Genomic DNA, 22,864 nt, shown 5'->3' with positions numbered 1-22,864 from the left:
GAAGGGGGGCACCGCCATGGCCAAGGGTGATGGCTCCACATTTCATGATCGTCGGGATGCCGGCCGGCAGCTTGCCCGAGCGCTGATCGGGTACAAGGGAGCGAAGGATACCATTGTGCTGGCGCTGCCGCGCGGTGGAGTCGTGATCGGCTTCGAGGTCAGCCTCTTGCTCCGGCTGCCGCTGGATGTGCTCGTGGTGCGAAAGTTGGGAACGCCCTTGAACCCGGAGTTGGCGATGGGAGCCCTGGCGGAGACGGGCTACCGGCACCTGAATACCGATGTCATCAACACCTATGGCGTCACTGTCGAACAGTTGGAAGAGGAGGTCGGACGACAGCAACAGGAGATCCATCGGCGAATTGAAACGTACCGGGGAGGAAGGCCTCTTCCGCCGCTGAAGGGGCAAACCGTGATCGTGGTGGACGATGGGATTGCGACGGGAGCCACGTTCTATGCGTCGTTGACCGCGCTGCGCACCGCGAAGGTCGCGCGTGTCGTGGCGGCAGTGCCTGTCGCCCCTCCGGAGGCGTCGCGCGAACTCAATAGGAAGGTGGATGAAGCGGTCATCCTCCAGACGCCGGAGTGGTTCTTCGGCATCAGTCAATTCTATGAAGCCTTCCCTCAGGTCGAGGACGAGGAGGTCATCGCCTGTTTAGAGACCGTACGGGAGACTTTGTCGAGCGGCAAGAGGTCATCTGGATGAGGGCGCAAGCATCGGCGCGTGCGGGACCGCCGGGAGACACAAGAAGGAGTATGCCATGGCGTTCGAACTGACCGGTAGCACCTTCAAGGACGGGGAGCTGATTCCGAAACACCATACCTGCGAGGGCGAGGATCTTTCGCCTCCCTTGCGTTGGAACAATCCGCCGCCGGGAACGCGCAGTTTCGTGCTCATCGTCGATGATCCCGATGCGCCGGGCGGGACGTGGGTGCATTGGGTCCTGTTCAATATTCCCATTGATGTGCGCGGGCTGGCCGAGGGACTCCCCCTGCAGGACGTCTTACCGAATGATGCGTGTCAGGGGATGAACGACTTCAAGCGGGTCGGCTATGGAGGCCCATGCCCACCGCCGGGGAAGCCGCATCGGTACTACTTCAGGCTCTACGCGCTGGATCACGAGTTGCGTCTCAAGCCGCGGGCGACAAAGGCGCATGTTGTCGAGGCAATGAAGGGTCATGTGCTGGCCGAAGCTCAATTGATGGGACGGTTCGGGAGGTAGTGTCTGTGACCAATCGTCGGGCGTCGTGGTTCGCGAGGCGAGAGTGGGCGTGGCGGCAGGTTCGGCTCCCTACGCGTGGCGCTGGTGAAGCGTGATGTGGTTGCCGTCCTGGTCCGCGATGACCGCCATGCGGCAGACAGGCGTGTCGAATGTTTCGGTGACGAACGAGACGGCACGCTCCTTCATTTTGTGAACAAACCCATCGAGATCCGACACTTCAAACGCCGCGACGGCGCCTTTTGCACCCGGAATATGCCCCATGTCCGTGGTCGTAATGGCAAAGGTCGAGCCCCCGACATCGTACTCCACCCAGACATCTCGATAGTTGTCGCTCACATGCAAGCCAAGCACATGTTCATAGAAGGCTCTGGCTCTGGCCATATCGGAAACGGGATAGACGGTGAAGGCCATCGAGGTAATCATTGACGGAATCCTTTCAGGACGGGAATCGCCGGAGGGTCCTCGTTCAGACCTCAGCAAGCCTCAGACCGGGGGCACCTGACTCAGGATTTCCCGCTCGGCCACAAGCCAATCGTCCAGCGCGAAACCATGCCGGTACCCCTGCTCCGCATGGCGCTCGTAGGCTCGCTTGGCAATCAGTGCTTTAAGGTCATCGGAGGTCGATACCTGCCTGGTTCGGGATGGGCTTGCCGCTCGCAGGGGCTTTGCCGAAGTCCGTGTGGAGGTGGGGCGCCTCTGTCCTCTGCTGTTTGGGGGAGACGGGGTCAACATAGAACACTCCTTCCATCATGGTTGCATGGTCGGTTCGGGGCTGGCACCGACGAGAGGTTCCGGTTCGAAGGGACGGTCGAGACATTCCAGGGGAAATGCGGGCATGCGGCCGATGCGGCGGAGGCTCTCCGCAACCCTGGCCGGTTGGCCCCAGTCGCTCCAGAGGACATCGTGGAGCTCGATGACTGCCGCCGACTCGGCGGCCTGTTGGAGCAGGGTGGTCGATAAATTGTACGTGGGCATGTCGTCATAGATGGCGTCGAGGACATTGGTTTCTTGCGGCTGTCCGATGACACGTCTGAGCTGTTCAAAGCGGCGCATGAGATCCGAAAAACAACGCGTCCCGATCTGCCAGAGCAACTCGGCTTGCGCGGCAAACACAAAGGTATTCCACAGTGCGCCATGGCGGAGGGCGGCGTCGGCCTCACCCGGCGTGGGTTTTTCTATAAACGAATCGACCTTGCGTACCGGATCTCCTCCGGTGGAAGAGAGCGGCTCACCCGGCATGATCCATCCATACTCCATTTCGCACTGATCCGCTCGGACGCCCAATAGAACCAGACGGTCAGGCATCCACTGCGCGACCTCGGCGACACGGCGTACGGCCTTCAGAAAGCGCTCCTCTGGATGCACGAAATGGTCGGAAGGAAAAATGACGACCGTCGCCTCAGGGGCTCGGGCATGGATGTAGGTCAACGGCAGGAAGACTCCGGCAGCCGTCTCGCAGTTGCGTGGCTGGTAAATGACTTGTCCGACAGTTCGACCCTGCAGCTGGGTCATGATTTCTTGGCGATGATCACGCGCCACCACCGCGACGATTCGTCCCGGTTCCGTCACCAATGCCGCGCGATCCACCGTATGCTGGAACATCGAACGGGAGCCGACGAAGGCGCAATATTGTTTGGGCCGGTTGATCCCCAGCCAGCGACGGACGAGCGGCTGCATCCTGGTCCCTTCCCCGCCTGCGAGGACGATTGTCCAATGGGAAGGGAATGGCTGCTCCTGATTCATGACGTCCCTTCGACTGGGTTCGGTGGTCCGGGAGTGGAAGTGCGCTTGGACAAAATTCGATGTCCGAAACTTGCAGCACATCTCGGTATGACTTGTAGAGCAGGTAAATGCAAAAGGGACGCCAGCGGAAATGAAGAGGGGCGCAGGCAGTGTCTGCGAATAAAGGCACAAGACTTCTCTCGTAGGCTGCGGAAAACCTCGAGTGTTGCGTAATAGGTCGCGCTTAGCGACAGCGGCTGTCCCGCCTCAACAGAACCCGGAGGATGCGCAAATAGGCCCTCCAGCAAGGCCGCAGCGAGCGAAGAGGCGAATCGTACTCTCGCTATACGGTGAGCCTCTGAGGTTCCCGACGCATTGAATCAAGCGCGTCACGTTTGTGAACGCTGCTGAGAAAGTGACGCGGCAGTGTCTTGCGCGAGAACGCCGCTGGCGGATTTTGTTTCCGCATCCTGGTAGACCCCGATTTAGTGGTTTGAGGATGGCTGGGGTACTATGCCACAAGACCAGGACGGCGGCTTGTAGAGAAAAGTCCCAGATCATCATGCATGAGAATGCCATGTTCGGGAAGGAAACGATCCTGTGGGAAGGGTATGCTGCCTGGAGCCAATTCATCTGGCTCTACCTGATCGTCGCTATGATGATGGTCCGGGCTGCTCTGCTGGTGAGGTCGGGTGCGTCGGGGTGGGGCGGCTGGCTGGTCGGTGCGGTCACGTTGCTGGGAACCGCCGCCGCATTGCGCCGGTGGGGGCGGTATGTCGTGACAAGCCGACGAGTCGTGCTGCGGAATGGCTGGACGGGACGCGACATTCAATCGATCGAGCACCAGGAGATCCGCGAGGTCTCAATCAAACAGGGGCCGCTCGCTGATCTGATGGGGATCGGGACCGTCGTCATTCAATCCCGGCAGGACGACGCAGTCATCCAGTTCCGCGGCCTGCTTGATCCGGAGGACGTGACACAACGGATTCAGGCCGCGTTGGTGAGGCGGCCGGTTTGAGGAATGAGCGGGGAGACCGATGCGACTCGCATTGACCGGCGATGTGATGCTGGGACGAATGGTGGATGAAGACGTGATCCGGAATCGGTCCCTGCGTCCCGAAGTCATCTGGGGCGACATCCTCCCAGTGATGCTGAAGGCCGACTGCCGATTGATCAATCTGGAATGTGTGATCAGTAGCCAGGGAGAGGCCTGGCATCCGGCGACAAAGGCCTTTCATTTTCGTGCCCACCCTCGCGCGGTGGATGTTCTGCGGGCGGCCAAGATCGATGGCGTGACGCTTGCGAACAATCATGTGCTGGATTACGGTCCTGACGCGCTACTAGATTGCGTGAACTTGCTTGACCGGGCCGGCATCAAACGGACCGGGGCTGGCGCGATGCTGGAGGAGGCGCTTGCCCCGGCCGTCTTCGCATTGCCAGAAGCCTCTGTCGCCGTGGTTTCCTTGACTGACAATGAGCCGGAGTGGGAGGCGACAAACAGGAAGCCCGGCGTGAACTACGTCGCATACAACGACCGCGGGTTGGTGGAACCCTATCGGTCGCGCATGACACAGGTGCTCTTGTCAGCACGGAGGCAAGCGGAGCTGGTGATCGTCAGTGCGCATGTCGGTCCCAATTGGGGCGCCCCGTCCCGCGCGATGCAGGCGCTGGCTCACGAGCTTCTCGACATGGGGGCAGATCTGTACTGGGGGCATTCCAATCACACTCCGCAGGGAATCGAACTCTACAGAGGAAAGGTCATCCTCTATTCCAGCGGCGACTTCATCGACGACTACATGGTCGACCAGGATGAGCGCAACGATCTCTCGTTCCTCTTTCTCGTAGAGGTCGAGGGAAACCGTGTCAGACAGGTCCTTCTCCATCCGATTCGGATCGAGGATTGTCGAGTCAGGCGGGCCAATGAACGGGAGTACACCTTTCTTGCGCGAACGATGCAGGCCAAGTGCGCGGCATTTGAGACGTCTATCCTGTTCCGGGAAGGGGTCGGCACGGTGACGATTGAATGATGAAGAGACGTAAATCAAAGCCCGCTGGTGATGGAAGAGAGTAGCACGGTCGACGTGATGCAGCGGCGATGATGGTCAGTACGGACTCTTGCTTGGGGTCGACGCGCTCTGCCTGAGCGCTGCCAGATAGGCGAGGATGTCCGTGATCTCTTGATCATTCAATGTCGAATCCGGAAACATGCCGCTTCCCGGGTGGCCCTCCCGGATCACGCGAAAGCGGGCCTTGTTGTCCTTCAGGATCTGCGCCGCACGATTGCGGAGATCCGGCGCCACTGCCGCCTGCCTGGCGATCGCGGCCGCCGTCTCCGGTTTGAGGGACGCCTTCTTGTCGATCACCCCATCGATGCCATGGCAGTAGTGGCAGATGCCCTTGCCGTTGAAGAGTGCCTGTCCTCGCGTGGCATCGCCTTTCAGAGCGGTGCCGTCGGTTGCCCCAGCGTCATTGCCGGACAGGATGGAGAACAACAAGGTCATCAGCATCAATCTGTGAACCGGCGGGCGTAGGTGCATGGTGTCTGTCCTCAGGGTGGACGGCTCCCGGCAGTATGCCGCGAAGCGATCGGGAACACAATGGCGCGGAAGTACATGCAGCTTGTACATGCTCACCGTCCTGTGAGCTGTCAGCATTCATCCTCTATGGCATGCCTTGATATAATGCTGGATGTTTTTCCTGCGGCGTTGGTGCCGCAGGATCAAAACCGAGTCGCGATGAGGAGGGCTAGACACAATGAAAGTACGAACAGCTATCTCCAAGGCCGGCAAGACGCAGAAGAGCAACAGATCCTCCAGCCTGTTGGCTCGTCAAGCCTCGGCGGCGAAGCAGCGACGAAAGAACGAGGATGTAACCGCGGCGATGGAGACATCCCAACGCAAAGGAGCGACGGAGAGTGCCCCGAGGGTTTCTGCCGCATTGGCTCGAACCGTCGAGGCGGCAAAGCTCAGACGGAAAAAAGAAGCGATTACAGCAGCCATGGAAGAATCGCAGCGAGATGCCGCTCTTCAGCGTAAGCCGCAGTCGGAGGCGTTGGCGCGAACGGTGGCGGCGAACGAACGTCTGCGCGCAAAGACGGCCATCACGGCGGCGATGAAAGAGTCTCAACGCCGGTCGGGTTCACAGGAAAGTTGAATGTGGATGGCCCACCTTGTGTGACTCTGCGAAATAGTCTTGGCCGGCGGGGGCTGGGGGGATGTCTCCACGCAAGAGGTCGAGACAACCAGAGAAGGCGTTCTGCCCGGGCTTAGTGACTGTCTGTGCTTGATGTAGCCCTTGTCTGATGAATGGTGTGCCGTCCATTTTCATGAATATTTGAGCGTCTGGCCCTGTTTGAACGTACCCATCGTGCCCCAAATTGCCCCAGCACGGATATTGCTCGCTGAAGAATCTTGCTACAGGCGAAAGATCGCCCTCCCTGCATTCCATGAGCCTAATATTCACTCAAGCCGCATCAATAAAGGGAAAAAGCACTGTCTGGCTGTGACGGTTGTTTCAGGCAGTGGAATTGCTGCTACGTAGAATAAGTGGCGACTTACGCCAGGCCCCACTTGCAGTAAGGTGGCTCCGCGTCAGGGGCACGATCATCGATCGGCTGTCCCGGAAGGATCCTCGGTGTCAGAAGCTGATCAACAGAAAAAGCCTCGGGTCATCATCGTAGACGATCAGGCCGTTGTCGCGGCAGGAATTCGCAAACTGCTCGAGCCGGACTGTGAAGTGGTGGCTTGTGTTGAGGACGGCCGGGCGCTCCTTGTTGAGGCGGAGAGGTTGCGACCTGACATTATTGTGATGGAAGTGCTGCTCCCGTCGCTCAACGGCCTGGATGCGGCTCGCCACCTCGCCAGAAAGGTGCCTGAAAGTAAGATCGTCTTCTTGAGTATCCAGGGCAGCTCCTGGCACGTGGCGGAGGCCTTTAAGGCGGGCGCCTCAGCCTATCTCCTCAAGCGTTCGCAACCATCAGAATTAACTCAGGCCGTTCACGCCGTGTTGATGGGCCAATGGTATCTCACGCCACTTATTGCCAAAGACGTGGTGAAAAACCATGCGAATGGGTCACAGGGCAACAAGAGCAGTCCGGCATTGTCTTCCCTGACCCCGCGCCAGCGCGAGGTGCTGCAATTGATCGCTGAGGGACGAGGGACCAAAGAGGTGGCCAGTATGCTCAACATTGCGGTGAAGACCGTCGAGTTCCATAAATTTCGCATTATGGACCATCTGAACCTCCATTCGACCGTCGCCCTCACAAAACATGCCATCGTTGAAGGTTTGGTTCGGCTGTAATCTGTGATGGCTTCCCGGTCTCGCCATGGGACGCGGCCTCAAGTAGACTTCCTAGTTTCTCCGATTCCACATTCAGAGTAGGGTACATGCTGCGTTTTGTCGATTCCTGCGCCTGCGATCAGTGCCGAGGCCGACGGCCAGTCTGGAAGGAGGCCGAACATGATTCCTCCCTGTTCTGCTCTTCGTGTTCGTATCCTGTGTATCTTGATCCTCACGTTACTGGCAATGGTGCCGGGGGAGCTTCGCGCTGTTCAGATCGAGCCGAATCCCAATCCCGACGGCAACACGATCACGATCACTCCTTCCACGCCTGCTGAAAATCTCGTCCCGTTCACCAATGCGGGCATTATCAACATTCAGCCGGTAGCCTCTCTGTCCAACGCGAGCCGGTTTGAAAACGCCGGAGGGATCTTCAGCGCCGGGACGATCACGAATGCCGACGTATTTCTCAACAACAGAGTCTTCACCCTACAGGAAGGATCACGATTCAATAACCTGGCGTCCGGTCTCTATAGCGGCTTACAAGGTTCCATCGGCATCAATGGCACCTTTGTCAATGAAGGCGCCGTGACGCACAGCCTTGGCCACATTATCGTCGGAGAAACAGGCGAATATATTCAGCGACAGAGTCTGGGTTCCTCCGTGACGCCGACCACGATCACCCCCGACGCGCCGTTTACGAATAGGGGGCGCGTGCACATCGCTGCCGGTGACTTCATCATCGACCCGCTTCGTGTTTTTGCTGCTTCGGCGACGTATGACCAATCCTCCACCGGCACGACGCAGATCGACGCGAGACTTCAAAACATTGGCGGTACGGTGCGCAATGCGGGTGCGATTACGGTCGGAGCCACCGGTGAGTATCTCCAGCAAGGTATTTTGGGGTCTGTCTACACCGTCCACACTGGCCTCACCACTAACACCGGCACCTTTACCAATGCCGGCACGACGAACATCAACACCGGGGTTTTCGAAAACGCCCGTTTCTTTACCAACACAGGAACAGTGCGCATCGGTGAGGGCGCGACCTTCACCAATACGAGCAGCGGAATCTATCATCCGCCGCCCGGTGGGACGACGAGAATTGACGGGAGCTTTATTAATAACTTCGCAGTGCAGAACGGGGGAGCGATCACCGTCAGCACCACGGGGTCGTACAGTCAGGTGGCCGGTACGTCACCTATTGGCACGGGTACGGGTAATGGCGGAAGCTTTACGAATGCGGGTCAGGTGCACATTGGCGAGGGTACTACATTTAGCAGCTTTGTGGTGCCTGACCACCCATCCCCGTCCGGTCAGTATGTGCAACAAGCGAGCGGTACGACCCTGATCAATGGCAGCTTTGACACCCGCGGGTCTGTCATGAATGAAGGCGCGATGACGGTGGGGGCGACGGGGCAGTATCTCCAGGCCCGCGGGGATAGCACCGGACTCCCGTCTGCAGCGACCAGCAACAGCGGCACCTTTACCAATGCGGGTACGGTGCGCATCGGCGAGGGGACGTCGTTTGGCAATTTCTCCAACCGGACACCACCAGTTGCGCAATATATCCAGCAAGCCAGTGGCACCACCCACATTCACGGCATGTTTCAAGTCGGCGGTGCCAGGGTGGAGAACGCTGGTCTCGTGAGCGTCGGGACGACGGGGACATATTTCCAGGCCTTCAACAAATTCGTTCCGGTCGTCTCCACGACGGTCAACAGCGGGACGTTCGCCAACGCGGGCAGCACGGTGATCAATGCGGGGACCTTCACCAATCACGGGACCCTGGCGAATTCGGGAACGGTTCAGGTGGGCGTTGTCGGTCCTGGGGCCGTCATCAATCACGGCGGTGTCGTGAATTCAGGAACGTTCGAAGTCGCGGCTGCTGGCCAGGTAACGGGCACCGGGACTTATGTGCAAAATGCCGCAGCGGCTCAGACGATCGTCAATGGGACGTTTGCGCACAATGTCACTCTGCAGGCAGGCGCCTTGACCGGGACCGGGACGATTCAGGGAACGGTCCAGAACAGCGGGGGACTGCTTCTGCCAGGCAACAATGGGCTGGGGATGCTCACCATTAAAGGGCAGTACGCGCAAGGCTTTGGCGGGACCTTTGGCGTCAACCTGGCAGGCTTGAGTCAGGGCGTGACCTACGGTCTGCTCGCGGTGCAAGGGACAGGAGCTGCAGTCACGTTGGGCGGCAGTCTCAAGGTGGGGCTGCTCAACGGGTTTTCGCCGTCTTTGGGAAACACCTTTGGCATCCTTACCTGCACCGGCTGCACCATTAGTGGAGGCCTACGAAATCTATCGTTGCCGACACTCGCTTCGGGGTTAGATTGGTCCGTGAGATTTGTGGACGGGCTCGGCACCTTGCAGCTGGCTGTCGTCTCGACACCAATCCCAGGCTCTGGTGCTCCCGAACCTGGTACTCTCTTGCTAGTCGGTGCTGGATTCGTCGGGCTGGTAGGGTGGCGGCGGAAGCAGACAAGAGGTTGTTCTGCTCAGCGAGCTGCTCTGTAACGGTCACGCTGTCGCAGTGCAACTGAGGGGGAAGGGCCTGAATCAATCCCCATGGCTAGATGGCTGTTGCGTGTGTATGTCATTGGCTTTTGTGCCTTCCTGGTCTCGTGCTCCGAGGCTCCGTCAGAACGAGCCGCCAAACACGAAAGCCGCGGTGACGGGTACGTTCAGCAGGAGAAGTTCCGCGAGGCGGTGATCGAATATAAGAACGCCGCGCGCGCGACTCCGGATAATCCTTCTATCCACTGGAAGCTCGCGAAGGCGGCTTCTCAGGTGGGCGATCCTTCCACGATCTTCACCTCCCTCAGTCGGGTCGTGCAACTTGACCCGACTGATTTCGATGCCCGATGGTCCCTCGGCGATTTCTATCTGGCCGCAGGTAAAACCGACGAAGCCGCGAAGCTCGCTGAGAGCCTCCTCGCTGCGCGTCCTCAACACCCCGCCGGCTATCTCCTCCGTGCTGGTCTCGCCCTGGGGGCAGATCGGGTCGCGGATGCGATCGGGCTGCTGAAGCAAGCATCCGAGCTCGATCCCACGATGGTGCGGCCACTTCTCGCTCTCGGGAACATCTACTTTGCGCAGCAGGAGCTGAAGCAGGCTGCCGAGTGGTACGACCGAGCGCTTAGGGTGGCTCCTAGTTCTGCGGATGTGCGTGTTGCGCGGGGGCATTTCCTGTTTGCGACAGGAACTCCTGAGGAAGGGCGAAAGGAGTTTCACAAGGCGGTCGAGCTGAGTCCGGATCAGGAGCATGTCCGGCTCGTGCTCGCGGATCGCTATGCCGCGCTTGGTCGACGGGACGAGGCCGAGCGCGAGTTGTCCGGTCTCGTTGCCGACATGAACTCCCACAAGGCCCGCAAGGCCCTCGCTGAGTTGAAGCTCACCGCTGGTCAGGTGGCAGAGACGAAACCCCTCGTGAGCGCCATTCTCGAAGCAGACGAACATGACCCGGTCGGCATCTATCTCAAGGGGCGCATCGCGCTAGCGGAGAATGATGTGCCCCTAGCAGTCGGCCTGTTCGAAGAGGCCATTGGCCGGAATGCGGCTCTTTCCGGCCCTTATCTCTATTTGGGGCTGGCCCGTTTGGCGCAGGGCCGGGTGGATTCTGCACAAGAAGCACTCCGCGAGGCAATCCGGCTTCAGCCCGATAACGAGGCCGCACACCTCGCTCTCGCCAAACTGAATCTTGCGCAACAAAAGCAGGCTGAGGCGGAAAAAGAGGCGTGGCAGGCGTTGCGATTGAACCCTGCCAACCTGGAAGCTGCCGTGTTATATGGCGATGCGTTCGTCTTGGGGAAAAACTATGCCAAGGCCGAAGAGGTGTATGGCGCGATCGTCAGGCAGCTTCCTGGTCAACCGATTGGCTATGTGAAGATGGCAACTCTCCGAAAAGTGCAGGGGCAGTCGGCCGAGGCCGCGCAGCTCTTCTCCCAAGCCCTTTCGCACGTGCCAAATGATCTGGTCATTCTGCAGGACTACCTCGTGGCACTTGTGGAGTCGAAGCAGGAGCCACGAGCAGATGCGGTTCTTAAGGCGTACCTCTCAAAAGCCTCGCGTGATCCGAACCTCTGGAGACTCGCGGGGCGGCTGTACGCCTTTCAGCGCAAGACGGAGCAGGCGGAGAAGGCCTTCCGGAAGGCGGTCGAACTCGCGCCGGATGTTGCACTGGTCCACTACGAGCTGGGCCAATTGTATCTCTCGGAGCGTAAGCTGCCTGCGGCGGAGTCGGCGTTTCAGGCTGCCCTCAAGAGGGACGAGACCAATTCTGAGGTCCATACAGCGTTGGGTCTGGTGCTGACAGCCCAGGGGCGGGTCGATCCGGCGAATACACACTATCGACGAGCCGTTCAACTTGATCGACACAACGCAGTGGCTGCCAACAATCTTGCGGCCAGCCTGACCGAACAGCAGGAATTTGACGATGCGCTGGGGTTGGCCCTGGCCGCCCATGATCGGGCTCCATCGAATCCAGGTATTCAGGACACGCTCGGGTGGGTCTATTACAAGAAAAACCGGTTTGAGGATGCCCATCGACTGCTCGCCGAAGCCTCGGCGGCGCTTCCGCAGCATCCGACTGTGCGGTACCACCACGCGATGTCGCTCTCGAAGATCGGAAAGCAGGAGGAGGCTCTGTCCGAGTTGAAGAAGGCCCTGCTGCTTCCCGGCCATTTCCCGGAATCGGACCGGGCGGCCCGGATGGTGGCGGCGAATAAGGTCGAAGACTAGAATCTGAGTCGTCCGGTACCGAGGATAGAGAGCCCGCGTCATGGAAAACTCGCTCGTCAATACGCCTGAGTCCGTGAGCGCCTCGGAGTCATTGCGTCCTTTCGCGCGCGCGAAGGCGAGATGGTTCGGCGATTATCCATTCCTGTTGCGAACCATTGGACTCAGCGTTCTCCTCGTCCTGCTCTGCGCTCCCATCTTCGGCGACCTCTGGAACTTGTGGTGGAACCGGTACGGCTTTTCGCATGGATTCCTGGTGCCGCTTGTCAGCCTCTATCTCGCCTCGCTGCAATGGCCCACGCTGAGGCAGATCCCCATTGAACCGGCATTCGTGCCAGGATGGCTCTGGCTGGTGGTCGCGACAGTTTTGCTCTTGGCGAGCGAAGTTGCCGGTGTCATGACGACCGGGAGCCTGGCCCTGATTCTGGTTCTCGCAGGGCTTGTGCTGCTTCTCTGCGGCTATGCCTATCTGAAAGTGCTGGCATTTCCGCTGGCCTATTTGGTCTTCATGACGCCTGTTCTCGACGGCTTGACCGAGCCACTTGTCTGGCCCTTTCAACTCCTGACCGCGAACATGTCGGTGGCCATCTTGCAGGCGCTCGGCATTCCTGTGTTGCTGGAGAACAGTACCTCCATCATCCTTCCCACTGTCACGTTGGAAGTGGTGCGGGAATGTAGCGGGGCTGGATTGCTCATCGCCGTCTTGGCCATCGGATTGCCGCTTGCCTCCCTCACGTTGGAGGCTTGGTGGAGCCGGATCACCCTGGTGCTGTCGTCAGTCGTGATTGCGATCGTGGCGAATTGGGTGCGCGTGGCAGTCATGGGGATCTACGCTCAGGCTGGGGGGAAAGATCTTCACGGGCCGTATCACATACTGCAGGGATTGTTTGTTGATTGGGTCGCGTTTGGGTTTCTGTTTGTCGGGGCCTGGCTGCTGGGCAAGGTGGAATATGCCGCGCCGCCGCCGTCGTCGCAAAGGGACGAGAAGGGAAGTGTGTCTGGACCGGCCTCTCATGGTCGGGCCTTGAATCGCGCCTGGTGGCTGGCCTGCGTCACCATTGCAACTGCGACGCTTGCTCTGTACTCCCTTGATCGCGGGACAACAGGACTGAAGAAAGAGCTGACAACATTCCCGACTGTCATCGGCGAGTGGGTCATCGACCACCAGCCGAACGATGAATCACTCGTGGGCATACCGGATGCTGACGAATCCCTTGCGCGGACCTATCGAGCGCCGGACGGCCGAAGAGTGAATCTGTACGTTGCCTATACGAACACGCAACGTCAGGGGAAAGAACTGGTGGGGATGGAAACTGCTCCGCTTCATGAGAAGGCCAACGCCATAGCGTTGCGGGTCGGGGAGGGAGTGGTCCCGGCGAATCGCACCGTTCTGGAAAAGAGCCGCCGGTCCATCCCGGCCGTGTTTTGGTATCACATCAATGGCAGGAGTTACGCGGGTCGTACTCAGGCGAAACTTGCGACGATCGAACAAGCTTTTCTCCGTGGGCGGACTGATGGCGCGCTGGTACTGGTGTCCGCTGAGCCTCGAAGCGGGGGGAGCGAAGAACCCTGGAAGGCGCAGGAAGAGTTTGCCGCGGCCGCCTTCCCTCTGATGCGAGAGTCTTTCCCATGACGACGAGTGCCGCATTGACAGTTCGGGTCGTGACATCTCTGGAGGAATTTAAGGGGTTGGCTTGTGAATGGGAGCGATTGCTCCGTACCGTGCCGGGACATAGCTTCTTTGTCACCTGGGAATGGCTGTACTACTGGGCGAAACATTATCTGAGAGGCAATCAGCTCAAGATTCTATTCGTGTTCGACGACCGCAAGCGGCTGATCGGAATCGCGCCGTTTTATCTGCGTATGACGAGCGTCTACGGTCTGATCTCGGTCCGTGAACTGCGACTCTTGGGTAGTGAAACGGTCTGTTCGTCCTACCTCGATTTCATTGTGAACGAGCAGCACAAGCCGGCCGTGCTCAGGGGACTCTATGAGTATCTCTTCGGCGAGGCCCGTAAAACGTGGGATGTGCTCACGCTGTCTGAGCTGGCGGCCGAGTCTTCTACTCTTGATCTGTGGAACGAATTATTCGACGAAGCAGGCAAGGTCGGAGAGGTGGTGGGCACGAGCTGCTGTCCGGTGATTCGGCTGCCGGGCGACGTCGATACCTATCACGCCGGCCTGGGCCGAAACAGACGGTACACGTTGCAACGAAAGACGAAGTGCCTTCAACGTGCGGGACGCATGGAGTATGCGCGCATCACGAGTCCTCGTGAGATCGATGCTGCCTTTGAATCCTTGGTGTCCCTCCACCAGCGGCGATGGGGCACGCGTGCGAATGGAGGGGTGTTTGCCGATGACGTGTCCCGACGATTTCACCGAGAGGTTGTACAGGTCCTGAGCGAACGGGGTCGTGTCAGCCTCGATCTGCTGACACTGGACGGACGACCGATCGCGGCCATTTACGGGTTTGTCTATGGGGAGACCTACTACTTTTATCTGCCTGGATTCGATCCGACAGCCGTCCCCAAGGCGAGCCCCGGTCTGCTCCTGCTGCATCACCGCATTGAGCAGGCTATCCGCGAGGGCATGACGACCGTCGATCTGTTACAGGGGGCACAACCGTACAAGTTGGAATGGTCCACCGGTCGTCAAAGCCTGGTGACCGTGCGGTACTACAATCGGCATGCACGTGCTGTCGCGCTCAAGTTAGGTGAGGGCGTCAAGCAGGCGATCAAGATACTGGTCAGATAGCGGATCGTGAGATATGCAGGGACGTGCGCCTATGAAGTTGGTGGTGACGGTCGATGTGGAGGAGGATCAATGGGGCATCACGCCGATTCGCTATGCGACGGTCAACAACGTGTACCGCCTTCCCATTCTGCAAAGAGTGTTCGGCGAATTCGGGATCGTGCCGACCTACCTCCTGACCTATCCTGTCGTCAGGGATGGGCGCGCGGCAGCCATCCTGAGAGGCATGTCGGACGCCGGCGAATGTGAGATCGGGGCGCATTGCCATCCATGGAATACGCCACCGCATGGGGAGGGGGTGACGAAGTTCAATAGTATGCTCAATAACTTGCCGCCGGATCTGCAGTTTGAAAAGCTGCACTGTTTGCACGAAGCCATTCAACATACATTCGACGCGACGCCCGTCGCATTTCGGAGCGGACGTTGGGGGTTCGATCCGGCAGTCGCCACGAACCTTCTCCGGCTTGGCTATCGCATTGACACATCCGTCACGCCCTTTACATCCTGGGATCAGGAGTCCGGTCCCGATTTCTCGCATATCTTTCCTCATCCCTATACGTTTGCGCAAGAGTCTTCCAATGTGTCGGGCTTGAGCGATGTACTTACGGAAATCCCGGTGAGCATCGGGTACCTCCACGGCGAGTTTCCAGCCTGCGCGAACTTAGTGAGATGGCTCAAGGAGAGCCCGCTTCACAGGTTCAAGGTATGCGGGCTGCTCTCAAAATTGCGTGTGGTTCGAAAAGTGTGGCTCTCGCCGGAAATGGAAACTCCGGCCAGGATGATTCGACTCGTGCGGCAGATGAGGCGGCAAGGGTATGAAGTCCTGAATCTTGTGTTTCATTCCTCTGCACTCATGGGAGGCTGTGGGCCGTTCGTGCGCAACAGGGTTGATGAGCAAGTCTTCCTGCTAAAGTTGGAGAGTCTGCTGGGTTGTGTCCGCAATGAAGGCATTGTGTTTTCTTCTCTCAGCGAAGCCGCGCGATCCATACCCGCAAGTTCCAGTGCTTGGAAGTTGCGGACGAATTCGCCTGTCATGATGAGATCATGCCGCGCTGGTTCTTCGTAGCGCGTTGCCGGCGTCATATCGCGGAAGCTGAGTCCTGCGGCGCAGCAAGAGAAGGTGATGGTGAAGTGTCGGTCGGTGTGGAGGTTGTTGAAAGATCTAGATGTAGCGGTGAATCTATTCTATGCCACGAATGGTTGTGTCGTCATATGTCTGGCGTGAATCTGCGCAAAATTCGTAGTGGCAAGTGTAGAGAAATCTGTTAGGGTTGGCCCAATTCAGCCGGGGATTGCCCCTCCTAGACGGTCCGCTGCGATTCGGGGAGGTTCTTATGCAGAGTCCTCAACTCGATCCGACCACGACACGGACACTCACCTGTGTGCACATGCGACTTATCGATCGTATCCGCTCCGAGCACGACGAGGACCCTCCTCGTTATCGATGCCTCGAATGCGGAGCAGTGATCGAAGACCCGGAGTGTCACGCCGAGCCTTCCGCCTAATCAGGACTGTCCGACTGCCAGTGGGACGTTCGAGCTACCGAAGTATCCCGCTCACGATCAGTTCAACCGCCTGCTCGGGGCTCAATCCTCTGGCCATGAGCGTTTCCAACGCCTGTTTGTCCACGCTGCCAATGGCCGCTTCGTGCGTGACCTTGGCGCTCGGGTGACACACCTTCACGATCGGGATTGCGCTCGCCTGAGCCCGCCCTTGCACGACTTCCATACAGTCCACGTGGCCGCGTGCGCCTGCCGCATGGGCTTCGGTGATGCCGGTGATTTCCGCGCGCGCCTCGTCTTCCAGGACGACTCTGCTCCGAATCAGGCTGCGCGCCCGTTCGCCTCGGAGAACGACCGCTTCTTTCAGCGTAATGCGATCGGTCTTGTGCGCAAGGATCTTCGCGTTGAGCTCGGCGAGACCGTCCTCCTCCACGTCGACGCGATAGTCGATGTCGAGGTGGCCCACTGAGCCCGAGAGCAGGGAGAAATCGGAGAAATAGCGAGCGCCCTTGCCGACCGTGATCGTGGCATGGGGCAGGACCTGCATGCCCCCGTGCAGGCCATGGTAGTGGCCTTCGGTATAGGTCAGCGACGCGCCGGGACCGATCGTCATCACGGCCTGCATGCGATGTTGGGCTGCTTGGGCGACGGGGAAGAGGCAATGGGACAGGACTCGCGCCTGCGCCCCTTCCTGCAGCTGCACGTCGATGGTGATTTGCTGCACCCCCGTGGGGTGAGTCAGGCCGAAGCACATGTGAATCGGCTGAGCGATGGTGATGCCCGCTTCAACGATGAGTTGCCCGATAAGGGCGTCCGGGGTTTCCTCCAGTTCAACGCGCAGGCCCGGGACCGTCCGACGGCTGAGGATGTGATGTCCTTGCGCGACGACGTGGGCGATGCCCGTATCGTCCAGGATCGACGGCTCGGCGCCCACCATCGGCAATGCGTGCCTGAGGGTCTCAAGGTCGGACATAGCCACAGACCTCCCCGTCGCACCGAACACAGCTTCGCCCACGAAAATGATCGACGGTGTCCCGAGGGCTGCCGGAAAAGACGATGCGCCCGGCGCAGAGTTGGGAGGCGCGATCGGCGGTCAGTGCGACCTCTTCCTGGTGTGTGATCAGTAAGACCGATCCCCCTGTCTCCTTGAGCGTGCGGATGACGTCGACGATGTGCGTGATCGAGAGCATATCGATGCCTGCTGCCGGTTCATCGAGGATAGCCAAGGTTGGTTTCATCGAAAGGACAGAGGCGAGTTCGATCCGGTGACGTTCACCGCCGCTGAGTCCCTTGTCGACTCGGCGGGTCAGATAGCGCTCCGGGTCCAGGCCAACCCGTTCCAAGGCCGGTTCCGGATCCTGCCGCCGGTTGCCCAGACTCACGTATTCACGAACCGTGATGCCTTCGAATCGTGCCGGTTCCTGCCAGGCGAGCGTGAGGCCCAGCCTGGCCCGTTCGTGCATGGGGAGCGCAAGAAGATCCGCGCCCTGAAAGAGAACCTGCCCGGCGCTCGCCTGGTAGCCGTCGCATCCCATGAGGAGATAAGCCAGGGTGGTCTTGCCGGAACCGTTGGCTCCAAGCAGGGCATGGATTTCACCGGCCTGCACGGTGAGATCGAGTCGATCGAGAATCCGGTGGTGAGCGACCTCACAGGTGAGGCCGCGAATGTCTAGCAATGGAGTCGGCATAAGGTGACAGTCACTACGTAGATGCTCATGCATCGTATGTGCCCGTAACGATGCAGGCGAAGTCTCCGTCCTTGGCCGTCATTGAAGATCGTAGCCGTGGCTTTTTGCGGCAGGACGGGAGGATGCGCTGGGGCGTTCCTCCGCACAGGGAGACCACTCGGTCTTGCTGCCTCTTCGTTGGGGCCCTGCATGGGGTGGGTAGTCTGAAGCGCCTCCACGTGGACCCTCATGGCATCACCCTTGCCTCGTTCATCAGCAATCTCAGCGGCACAGAGTCCGTTCACTTCAACAGGAGGCAGATGATGGAAACAGGGACGAATCAATCGTGGTATGACGTTGTCGAGACGTATCCCAAGGCGGACAAGTTGACTCAATATTTTTCCGGTCGCAAGGGGAATGCTATTAAGATCTCGACGGGAACGATCACGTTGGGGCTGTTTGGGAAACAGCTGCAGGAGTTTGCGTCCAACCCGGCGAAGTTTCTGCAGCGTGTCCTGGAACAGGATGGCAGAACAGTGAACGGCGTGAAGGTGCTGTTCCGCGCCGCGACGAAGAAGCGGCTGAGCAAGGCGAGAGGGTGGGGCTTTTATGGCAAGTGTCATTGGGTCCATATCGATGAGCCGCCGGAGGATGAGTCGTGTTGGATCTGTTACGATTTTGAGGACCCGTGCTTCCTGACACCCTTGCGATAACGTGAGGACGGCGGCCGGGCCAGTCGCGGAGATTCAGTCGCCTTCCGATCGCCGAGTGTCAATGGCATCGCCTGTCGCCAGACCTGCGCCAGGCTCCTGGGGGCGGTTGCAGGAAGGAGAACCATCCAGTAGAGTAACGTCAGCTTCTCCCCACTGCAGGCGGAGGGGCGCCCTTCCTGAACCCTGTCACAAGGAGAATCTTCGGTGAGTCGGAATAAACTGGTTTCGATCGGACTGCTCTTGTGGTATCTGGCGGTGTCGGTGTGGATGGCCCAAGCCCCGGTCGATCCCCAGTTCTGGTTGATTGCGAGTATTTTGCCGGCCGCCTTCGTCGTCCTCCTGATCGCGACGCATCGGTTCCTGCCGCTGTCGCATACTTCGTATGCGCTGATTACGGCGTTTCTCACGTTGCACACGATCGGGGTACATTACACCTATGCGGAGGTGCCGATTGGTCTCTGGTTGGATCAAGTCCTGCACCTCGGGCGCAACCATTTTGATCGGGTGGTGCATTTCAGTTTCGGCTTTCTGCTGGCCTATCCCATGGAAGAGTTGTTTCGCTTGAGTGCGAGCATCCGAGGATGGGTGGTGTATTACCTTCCCGTGATGACGGTTCTGGGATTGAGCGGACTCTGGGAAATCATCGAGTCGTGGGTGGCTCGTGCCGTGCACCCCGAATTGGGGGTGACCTACCTCGGTTCGCAAGGCGATGTCTGGGACGCACAGAAGGATATGGCCGCGGCGCTTTATGGCGCGTTGCTGTCGATGACGCTGTTGCTGGTCGTGCGTGCGTTGCGTGGAGCAGAGACCGCGCTGGAGTCAGAGGCGGCGTTCTCGGAATAACCAGTCGGGCATGCATGTTGTAGAGAGCGTGCAGAGTAGAAGCGAGGCGGACCGCCGTCGCATCGCGTTAGGCCTGTTTCTGGCCTATGGGTTGTTCTGGTCTCTGTTGGCAGTGGCGCCGGTCAGTCGCCAAGATTGGTTGCTCGAAAATCTGCTGGCCGTTGGGCTGGTCACGACTCTGGTATTCACCTATCGGCGGTTCCCGTTTTCCCTCACGTCCTACGCCCTCATTGCGGCATTTATGGTGCTGCACGCGATCGGCGCCCATTACACGTACTCAGAGGTTCCTTTCGGGTTTTGGCTCAAGGATGTGTTGGCATTGAGCCGGAATCCCTTCGACCGGCTCGTCCATTTTGCCTATGGTTTGCTGCTGGCCTATCCGTTGCGCGAGTTGCTCGTACGCTTGGCCGGATTGCGTGGAGGATGGTCCTATTTTTTGCCGGTCAGCGGCGTGCTGGCGCAGAGCGGATTTTTCGAAGTGGTTGAAGCGATCGTGGCCATGATCGTCAGTCCGGAGTTGGGCAGTATGTATCTCGGCACGCAAGGCGACGAATGGGATGCGCAGAAGGATATGGCGGCGGCCTTCGGGGGGGCGGTGCTGGCCATGGCGCTCACGGTGTGGTTGGAGAGGAATCGGACCCTCGACTCCGCATAGCGATTGCCCTATGTTCGCTGCGCCTGCATCATCTGGATCGGTCCCGCCCGCGGCGCAGACGGTCGCCCTGTCTGCGGCCATTCGCCCCAGTTTCACACCGTCGTGCTGTGGACATTCTCCGCAGCCATCCTACCGGATGAGGCGTTCCTGGCGGATGTCCTCAGCCTGCAGAGCCACTTCTGTGCGAGGTGCGAGTCCTGGCATGTCTGTTGCGCTCTTCATCGTGGAATCTCTGTGTCGACTCATCCCGCGGAGGTACGCATGACAACCGTATGGAGCTTGGGGATCGCCTGGGTCTTGCTCGTGACTCTATCGTTCACTGCGTGCGCCCCGCCGACTCCCAAAGTCGAGCGGGCCGGTCCCTCGCCGGCTAGTGAGCCGGAATCGCGCCCCCTGTCCGATTCGGCAGGATCGCTCGGGCGTTAGGGCAACACCTTGCGGAGCCACGAGGGCTTATGGGGAAGCGCATTGCGATGATTCAGGGGCATCCTGATGGGCAGACTCGCCATTTTTGCCATGCTCTGGCGGATGAGTATGCCAAGGGCTGTGAGGATGGCGGGCATGAGGTGAGGCGGATCGAGGTCGCCCGGCTGGAGTTTCCTCTGTTGCGGACGAAAGAGGAGTTTGAGCATGGCGTCCCGTCCGATTCGATCAAGCAGGCGCAGGATGCCATTCGATGGGCGGACCATCTGGTCATTGTCTACCCACTCTGGCTGGGATCGATGCCGGCCCTCTTAAAAGCGTTTTTTGAACAGGTGTTTCGCCCTGGTGTCGCCTTCGAATATCAAGCACGCGGGCAGATGGCCAGGAAGCTCTTCACGGGAAAGTCGGCGCGTATCGTGGTGACGATGGGTATGCCGGCGTTGGTGTACCGGTGGTTCTTCTTCGCCCACAGTCTCAAGAGTGTTCAGCGCAACATACTTGGCTTCTGCGGTATCGGGCCCACGCGGACGACCCTGGTCGGCGGGATAGAGGGGCTGAATGAGCGGCAACGCGCCACCTGGCTGGATCGGCTCCGTGCCTTAGGAGATGCGGGACGATGAAGGGCGACGCTCCGTCGTCAGGGAGGACCACGGAGAGAGCCCCCTTTGTCCAGAATGGTGAGGAGGGCACATCATGTCCGGAATCGAGACAGTTCGTGCGTCGGTCGAGAAGAAACTTGAGGCGTTGGAGCATCAAGCGGAGGCCCTGGAGGCGCAACTCACGCAGACCAGGGAACAGGTATTGGAACGGGTGGAGGAGGGAAAGCGGCAGTTGCACGACCTGGTGACGTCGGTGCGGAATGAACTGTCGGCTTCACCGGGTGTCGTCGATCAGGTCAAGGCTGAGCTGCAGACCGCGCTGGACCATCTGCAGGTACAACTGGCATTGGGGAAGGCCGAGGCGCGTGACGTCTTAGAAGAGCAGCGTGAAAAAATTCTGCAGGCGCTGCGCCACTTCGAGTCTTCGGCGGATCGAACATTGACGGGTGCGGCATTCCGGTCAGGGAGGTTGTGGGAGGACTTGGTTGAGCGGGCAAGCAGGCTTGAAGCGGAGTTCGAGGCCGTGAGGCACGGATGGCTGGATGAACGCGGGGCACAGCGTCACATGGTTGAGGCCACCCAACAAGAGTTGCTCGGGCGGTTGCGCGCCTATCGGGATGGTCTCAGAGTAAAACGCCAAATGGTACGGGCGCGGGCCGATACGTTTGAGATCGACCTGCGAGAGGGATTAACGCAGATAAAAACGGCGTTTCGGAGGCTGTTCGAGTAATCCGGTGAAGCAGCGGTGATGTGGGCGTGGTGGCACCGGGCCTGACGTGAGGTCAGGATCGGTGCCTACTCGATGTGGTGAGGGCATGCCGTCACTGGGTGTACAGCAACTTCCGGCACTCGGCCAGAATATAGACCGGCCGCGTGTCGTTCCCCTTTTTGTCAGGGTTGTGCCCGATGGCCATACCGGTGATCACCATGCCCGGGGGACAGGTCCAATGATCGACCCTCAGCATCCCGCCCAATCCGAAGGCATCCGGTATTTTATCGCTGAGCGTAAAGTCGTCGACGGGCCGGCCGTTTGTTCCGGCAGCCTGAATTGCCGCGGCGCCTGTGTGTTCTAGGGCGATTTGTAACAGGCTTTTTGAACTGGTCAAGGCGTTGGCAACTTCGAAGATTCCAAACGTGAGGTGCTGGCTGGCCGCAGTCGCTTCATACAGTTTGCCTTCCCGTTCGAAGTTAAACAGAAAATCAGATTTCTGAGCAGCTCCAACCATGCCGCCGTCCGGCGCTATATCGCGGCAGGAGAATCGGAACGATTCCCATGTGCGATTGTTGACCTCCCTGATGGAAAAGCCTGAGACCACGCCGTTGGGGAAGAGATCGAGGCAGGAGATGAAACGGCTCTCGATGACCTTGTCCTTGAGGTAATCGAGGTCGTTGCAGGCCACCCATACCGATCCAACCGGGCCCTTGATGGGTAAATTCTTGGGCACACAGCCGGCGACGATGAAGGTTCGTCCGGGGGTGGAAGTATATTGCTTGTCCTTCGTGTCCAAAGGGCTCTTATCCAGATAGTAGCCCTGCTGGTGATGGATGGCGGCCGTCACATCGGATCCAGCCTGGGCCCAGAATCCTGCCGCGAGCGTCAGTTCCTGGGGATCGTCGTAGTAGCGAACGGTGCCGTCCTTGATGATCTGGTTCAGCGTGACTTCGGCAGCGGCGGCGGCCGGCATGGCCACTGCCGCCATGAGCATCACGCTCATGAGTGACGTGAGTTGCTTCATAGGTCAGTCCTC

At 59.3% G+C, this 22,864-nt stretch carries 24 protein-coding genes; 17 read left to right on the top strand and 7 right to left on the bottom strand.

The window, feature by feature from the left end:
• Positions 1 to 16: 16 nt before the first annotated feature.
• Both KJA79_RS14180 and KJA79_RS14175 read left to right on the top strand, forming a co-directional pair.
• Positions 17 to 703: a phosphoribosyltransferase gene (locus KJA79_RS14180; RefSeq protein WP_213042705.1), complete on the top strand. Its 687-nt coding sequence runs from the start codon at positions 17 to 19 to the stop codon at positions 701 to 703.
• A gap of 55 nt (positions 704 to 758) precedes the next feature.
• Entirely contained in the window at positions 759 to 1,220 is a 462-nt protein-coding gene (locus tag KJA79_RS14175) for a YbhB/YbcL family Raf kinase inhibitor-like protein (protein ID WP_213042704.1), read from the top strand.
• A 69-nt stretch (positions 1,221 to 1,289) separates the two neighbouring features.
• Here the strand turns inward: KJA79_RS14175 and KJA79_RS14170 are convergent, their stop codons facing one another.
• The 3 genes from KJA79_RS14170 to KJA79_RS14160 are packed head-to-tail and all read right to left on the bottom strand — an operon-like array spanning position 1,290 to position 2,963.
• Positions 1,290 to 1,643 carry a VOC family protein gene (locus KJA79_RS14170; RefSeq protein WP_213042703.1) on the bottom strand — a complete coding sequence of 118 codons (354 nt, stop codon included), beginning with the start codon at positions 1,641 to 1,643 and terminating at the stop codon, positions 1,290 to 1,292.
• A gap of 60 nt (positions 1,644 to 1,703) precedes the next feature.
• The gene (locus KJA79_RS14165; RefSeq protein ID WP_213042702.1) at positions 1,704 to 1,952 is read right to left on the bottom strand and encodes a DUF2934 domain-containing protein; all 249 of its coding nucleotides are present in this window, start codon (positions 1,950 to 1,952) and stop codon (positions 1,704 to 1,706) included.
• A 15-nt stretch (positions 1,953 to 1,967) separates the two neighbouring features.
• A complete protein-coding gene (locus tag KJA79_RS14160) occupies positions 1,968 to 2,963 on the bottom strand; it encodes a sugar phosphate nucleotidyltransferase (protein WP_213042701.1) in 996 nt (331 codons plus the stop codon).
• Between the two features lie 478 nt (positions 2,964 to 3,441).
• Between KJA79_RS14160 and KJA79_RS14155 the strand changes: the two genes are divergently transcribed.
• Together KJA79_RS14155 and KJA79_RS14150 are read left to right on the top strand one after the other, a co-directional pair.
• Positions 3,442 to 3,960, top strand: a complete 519-nt coding sequence (locus KJA79_RS14155) for a PH domain-containing protein (protein ID WP_213042700.1) — start codon at positions 3,442 to 3,444, stop codon at positions 3,958 to 3,960.
• Between the two features lie 19 nt (positions 3,961 to 3,979).
• Positions 3,980 to 4,969, top strand: coding sequence for a CapA family protein (locus KJA79_RS14150; RefSeq protein WP_213042699.1), 990 nt, complete (start codon positions 3,980 to 3,982; stop codon positions 4,967 to 4,969).
• A 75-nt stretch (positions 4,970 to 5,044) separates the two neighbouring features.
• On the opposite strand, the gene KJA79_RS14145 is transcribed toward KJA79_RS14150, so the two are convergent.
• Positions 5,045 to 5,479 carry a c-type cytochrome gene (locus tag KJA79_RS14145; RefSeq protein WP_213042698.1) on the bottom strand — a complete coding sequence of 145 codons (435 nt, stop codon included), beginning with the start codon at positions 5,477 to 5,479 and terminating at the stop codon, positions 5,045 to 5,047.
• A gap of 217 nt (positions 5,480 to 5,696) precedes the next feature.
• Here KJA79_RS14145 and KJA79_RS14140 point away from each other — a divergent pair, with 217 nt between their 5' ends.
• The 7 genes from KJA79_RS14140 to KJA79_RS14110 all read left to right on the top strand — a co-directional run bounded on the left by KJA79_RS14140 (position 5,697) and on the right by KJA79_RS14110 (position 15,780).
• Positions 5,697 to 6,095, top strand: a complete 399-nt coding sequence (locus KJA79_RS14140; protein WP_213042697.1) for a hypothetical protein — start codon at positions 5,697 to 5,699, stop codon at positions 6,093 to 6,095.
• A 480-nt stretch (positions 6,096 to 6,575) separates the two neighbouring features.
• Entirely contained in the window at positions 6,576 to 7,241 is a 666-nt protein-coding gene (locus KJA79_RS14135; RefSeq protein ID WP_213042696.1) for a response regulator, read from the top strand.
• A gap of 159 nt (positions 7,242 to 7,400) precedes the next feature.
• The gene (locus KJA79_RS14130) at positions 7,401 to 9,743 is read left to right on the top strand and encodes a beta strand repeat-containing protein (protein WP_213042695.1); all 2,343 of its coding nucleotides are present in this window, start codon (positions 7,401 to 7,403) and stop codon (positions 9,741 to 9,743) included.
• A 51-nt stretch (positions 9,744 to 9,794) separates the two neighbouring features.
• The gene (locus KJA79_RS14125) at positions 9,795 to 11,966 is read left to right on the top strand and encodes a tetratricopeptide repeat protein (protein WP_213042694.1); all 2,172 of its coding nucleotides are present in this window, start codon (positions 9,795 to 9,797) and stop codon (positions 11,964 to 11,966) included.
• A gap of 40 nt (positions 11,967 to 12,006) precedes the next feature.
• Positions 12,007 to 13,596, top strand: coding sequence for an exosortase W (xrtW, locus tag KJA79_RS14120; RefSeq protein ID WP_213042693.1), 1,590 nt, complete (start codon positions 12,007 to 12,009; stop codon positions 13,594 to 13,596).
• Positions 13,593 to 14,717, top strand: coding sequence for a GNAT family N-acetyltransferase (locus KJA79_RS14115; RefSeq protein ID WP_213042692.1), 1,125 nt, complete (start codon positions 13,593 to 13,595; stop codon positions 14,715 to 14,717). The genes xrtW and KJA79_RS14115 overlap by 4 nt, the downstream gene beginning before the upstream one ends.
• Before the next feature lie 31 nt (positions 14,718 to 14,748).
• Positions 14,749 to 15,780 (top strand): polysaccharide deacetylase family protein, encoded by a 1,032-nt coding sequence (locus KJA79_RS14110; protein ID WP_213042691.1) that lies wholly within the window; start codon positions 14,749 to 14,751, stop codon positions 15,778 to 15,780.
• A 473-nt stretch (positions 15,781 to 16,253) separates the two neighbouring features.
• Here KJA79_RS14110 and KJA79_RS14105 read toward each other — a convergent pair whose 3' ends face one another.
• Positions 16,254 to 17,189 (bottom strand): SufB/SufD family protein, encoded by a 936-nt coding sequence (locus KJA79_RS14105; protein ID WP_213042690.1) that lies wholly within the window; start codon positions 17,187 to 17,189, stop codon positions 16,254 to 16,256.
• Positions 17,176 to 17,904, bottom strand: a complete 729-nt coding sequence (locus KJA79_RS14100) for an ATP-binding cassette domain-containing protein (protein ID WP_213042689.1) — start codon at positions 17,902 to 17,904, stop codon at positions 17,176 to 17,178. Before KJA79_RS14100 ends, KJA79_RS14105 begins: the two co-directional genes overlap by 14 nt.
• Positions 17,905 to 18,203: 299 nt before the next feature.
• Between KJA79_RS14100 and KJA79_RS14095 the strand changes: the two genes are divergently transcribed.
• The 6 genes from KJA79_RS14095 to KJA79_RS14070 all read left to right on the top strand — a co-directional run bounded on the left by KJA79_RS14095 (position 18,204) and on the right by KJA79_RS14070 (position 21,846).
• Positions 18,204 to 18,596, top strand: a complete 393-nt coding sequence (locus KJA79_RS14095; protein ID WP_213042688.1) for a hypothetical protein — start codon at positions 18,204 to 18,206, stop codon at positions 18,594 to 18,596.
• Between the two features lie 204 nt (positions 18,597 to 18,800).
• Positions 18,801 to 19,439, top strand: a complete 639-nt coding sequence (locus KJA79_RS14090) for a DUF2238 domain-containing protein (protein WP_213042687.1) — start codon at positions 18,801 to 18,803, stop codon at positions 19,437 to 19,439.
• Between the two features lie 10 nt (positions 19,440 to 19,449).
• A complete protein-coding gene (locus tag KJA79_RS14085; protein ID WP_213042686.1) occupies positions 19,450 to 20,094 on the top strand; it encodes a DUF2238 domain-containing protein in 645 nt (214 codons plus the stop codon).
• Between the two features lie 261 nt (positions 20,095 to 20,355).
• Positions 20,356 to 20,520 carry a hypothetical protein gene (locus KJA79_RS14080; protein ID WP_213042685.1) on the top strand — a complete coding sequence of 55 codons (165 nt, stop codon included), beginning with the start codon at positions 20,356 to 20,358 and terminating at the stop codon, positions 20,518 to 20,520.
• A gap of 29 nt (positions 20,521 to 20,549) precedes the next feature.
• Positions 20,550 to 21,137: an NAD(P)H-dependent oxidoreductase gene (locus KJA79_RS14075; protein ID WP_213042684.1), complete on the top strand. Its 588-nt coding sequence runs from the start codon at positions 20,550 to 20,552 to the stop codon at positions 21,135 to 21,137.
• A 73-nt stretch (positions 21,138 to 21,210) separates the two neighbouring features.
• A complete protein-coding gene (locus tag KJA79_RS14070) occupies positions 21,211 to 21,846 on the top strand; it encodes a hypothetical protein (protein ID WP_213042683.1) in 636 nt (211 codons plus the stop codon).
• Between the two features lie 91 nt (positions 21,847 to 21,937).
• On the opposite strand, the gene KJA79_RS14065 is transcribed toward KJA79_RS14070, so the two are convergent.
• Positions 21,938 to 22,852 (bottom strand): hypothetical protein, encoded by a 915-nt coding sequence (locus KJA79_RS14065; protein ID WP_213042682.1) that lies wholly within the window; start codon positions 22,850 to 22,852, stop codon positions 21,938 to 21,940.
• Between the last annotated feature and the right edge of the window lie 12 nt (positions 22,853 to 22,864).

The organism is Nitrospira defluvii (assembly GCF_905220995.1).
GTDB lineage: Bacteria > Nitrospirota > Nitrospiria > Nitrospirales > Nitrospiraceae > Nitrospira_A > Nitrospira_A defluvii_C.
This window is presented reverse-complemented; position numbering and strand designations above follow the sequence as displayed.